1 protein-coding gene is annotated in these 1,724 nt (G+C 72.8%); it reads left to right on the forward strand.

The genetic code is table 11. The annotated features are described in order from the left end of the window. Positions 1–558 precede the first annotated feature (558 nt). On the forward strand, positions 559–1,398 hold the full coding sequence (locus AN218_RS03135; RefSeq protein WP_070015074.1) for a TatD family hydrolase: 840 nt from the start codon (positions 559–561) through the stop codon (positions 1,396–1,398). Positions 1,399–1,724 lie beyond the last annotated feature (326 nt).

The raw sequence follows: 1,724 nt of genomic DNA on the forward strand, positions 1-1,724 counted from the left end.
TGACCGCCCCCGGCCTGTCCGGCGCCTGCGGCGCGGGCGGACCGGGCTCACCGGGGGTGGGGGTTGTGGTGCGAGTGCGGGTCTGCATGTGGCGCCGAGTGTTCGGGGCTTCTCGCCGTTGGCGGGTCGGCGCCCGGCCTCTCGCGCAGGGGCGCGAGCGACCGCACGCCTTCACGCCGTGGGCCGGTCCACCCGGCCGTCTGATCACCGCGCAGTGGGCCAGTTCAGGCCGTTCGGCGTCAACAGGCCCGTGCCGGCGGGGTGTTCGGGCGCGTGCCGCCGTTGGCGGGTCGGCGCCCGGCCTCTCGCGCAGGGGCGCGAGCGACCGGACCCCTTCACGTCGTGGGCCGGTCGACCCGGCCGTCTGGTCATCGCGCAGTGGGCCGGTTCAGGTCGTTCGGCGTCAACAGGCCCATGCCAGTGGAGTGTTCGGTGCTGCGGTGTGTGGGGCGTTCGTACGGGCAAGGCGCGGGGTCAACGGTCCGTCGTCCACGTGCTGTTCGCGTACCGCGTGGTGGCAGGTCAGGGCCGTGTGCAGGCGTTGCATAGGATCGGGGAATGACCGAGAGCAGGACGCAGCAGAAGGCGCAGGGTGCGCCGCCGTTGCCCGAGGCGTTGCGGGTGGGTGTCGCCGATTCGCACACCCATCTCGACATGCAGGAGCCCTCCGTGGAGGAGGCGTTGGCCGCCGCGGCGTCGGTCGGGGTGGAGACGCTCGTGCAGGTCGGCTGTGATCTGGAGCGTTCGCGCTGGGCCGCGGAGACCGCGGCGGCCCATTCCGCGGTGCACGCCGCCGTCGCGCTGCATCCCAACGAGGCGCCCCGCGCCGCCGCCCGCGGCGAACTGGACGCCTCGCTCACGGAGATCGAGAAGCTCGCCGCCCTGCCGCAGGTGCTCGCCGTCGGGGAGACCGGGCTCGACTACTTCCGTACGGGAGAGGACGGGATCGGTTCGCAGCAGTACTCGTTCCGCTCGCACATCGCCATCGCCAAGCGGCAGGGGCGTGCGCTCGTCATTCACGACCGGGAGGCGCACGCTGATGTGCTGCGGATCCTCGACGAGGAGGGCGCGCCGGACCGCACCGTCTTCCACTGCTTCTCCGGCGACGCGGAGATGGCTCAACTGTGCGCCGCCAAGGGCTGGTTCATGTCCTTCGCGGGGAACGTCACGTTCAAGAACGCGCAGCCGCTGCGCGACGCGCTCGCCGTCGCGCCCCCCGAACTCGTCCTCGTGGAGACGGACGCGCCCTTCCTCACGCCCGCGCCGTACCGCGGACGGCCCAACGCGCCGTACCTCGTTCCGGTCACGCTGCGGGCCATGGCCGAGACGAAGGGGATGTCCGAGGACGACCTCGCGGAGCACGTCGCGGCCAACACCGCCCGCGCCTTCGGCTACTGAGCGGCCGCTGAGCCCGTACCGGACGGCTCGCACGGCCGCCCGACGCCGCGCACACAGGCACCCGAAGTCCACTCTTCGTAGTCAACTGACTTTGTAGAGTGACCGGTTCTGCGGTTACAGTCCGCCCGGCATCCCCGCCGGACATCCGGACCGCCGGACCTTGGAGCGCTTGTTGAGCCAGACGCAGGGCAGTCATCGCGCGGTGCGCCGCGGTGCGCGCGGGGTGCGGGTCAAGTCCGCGCCGCCGTCGCCGAGTTCGCCACCCGCAGGGGCCGCGCGGCCCGTACCGGTCGCACGGCCCGTACCGGCGGCGGCGTCCGCGCCCG

The organism is Streptomyces nanshensis, from assembly GCF_001751255.1.
GTDB classification, from domain to species: domain Bacteria; phylum Actinomycetota; class Actinomycetes; order Streptomycetales; family Streptomycetaceae; genus Streptomyces; species Streptomyces nanshensis_A.

Coding starts and splice junctions, on each gene's coding strand:
- AN218_RS03135 (WP_070015074.1), top strand. CDS start 559: ATGACCGAGAGCAGGACGCAGCAGAAGGCGCAGGGTGCGCCGCCGTTG.